We start from the raw sequence: 677 nt of genomic DNA, 5'->3' as shown, positions 1-677 counted from the left end.
TTACAAGCAGAGGGTCGGCGGTTCGATCCCGTCAACCTCCATATGACTCGTTAGCTCAGTTGGTAGAGCATCTGACTTTTAATCAGAGGGTCACTGGTTCGAGCCCAGTACGGGTCATTGTTGTAACATTTTGCGGGTGTGGCGGAATTGGCAGACGCACTAGATTTAGGATCTAGCGCTTAACGGCGTGGGGGTTCAAGTCCCTTCACCCGCATAGTCGAATTGAATAGCCGGCTTAGCTCAGTTGGTAGAGCATCTGATTTGTAATCAGAGGGTCGAGGGTTCAAATCCTTTAGCCGGCATAAATGCGGAAGTAGTTCAGTGGTAGAACATCACCTTGCCAAGGTGGGGGTCGCGGGTTCGAACCCCGTCTTCCGCTTTTGTTTTGAACAAAAGCAAAAAAGACCAGTTATAAGTAGCCGGGGTGGCGGAACTGGCAGACGCACAGGACTTAAAATCCTGCGGTAAGTAATTACCGTGCCGGTTCGATTCCGGCCCTCGGCATTGTTTTAGCACCCATAGCTCAATTGGATAGAGTACTTGACTACGAATCAAGCGGTTAGAGGTTCGACTCCTCTTGGGTGCATTGCAACATGTTTTACGGGAAGTAGCTCAGCTTGGTAGAGCACTTGGTTTGGGACCAAGGGGTCGCAGGTTCGAATCCTGTCTTCCCGATT

At 50.4% G+C, this 677-nt stretch carries 7 tRNA genes; all 7 read left to right on the top strand.

The features are described 5' to 3' along the window. Positions 1–44: 44 nt before the first annotated feature. The 7 genes from AC5KOD_RS02465 (at position 45) to AC5KOD_RS02435 (ending at position 675) form a co-directional block, all read left to right on the top strand. Positions 45–117: transfer RNA gene (locus tag AC5KOD_RS02465), tRNA-Lys, on the top strand. A gap of 15 nt (positions 118–132) precedes the next feature. Further along, positions 133–214, top strand: a tRNA-Leu gene (locus tag AC5KOD_RS02460). Positions 215–229: 15 nt separating this feature from the next. Continuing rightward, positions 230–302: transfer RNA gene (locus AC5KOD_RS02455), tRNA-Thr, on the top strand. A gap of 5 nt (positions 303–307) precedes the next feature. Then, positions 308–379: transfer RNA gene (locus tag AC5KOD_RS02450), tRNA-Gly, on the top strand. Positions 380–418: 39 nt separating this feature from the next. Next, a tRNA-Leu gene (locus AC5KOD_RS02445) sits at positions 419–504 on the top strand. An 8-nt stretch (positions 505–512) separates the two neighbouring features. Continuing rightward, positions 513–586: transfer RNA gene (locus AC5KOD_RS02440), tRNA-Arg, on the top strand. A 15-nt stretch (positions 587–601) separates the two neighbouring features. Then, positions 602–675 (top strand) — tRNA-Pro (locus AC5KOD_RS02435). The last annotated feature ends 2 nt before the right edge of the window (positions 676–677 follow it).

It is taken from the genome of Vagococcus sp. WN80Y (assembly GCF_059621045.1).
This window is presented reverse-complemented; position numbering and strand designations above follow the sequence as displayed.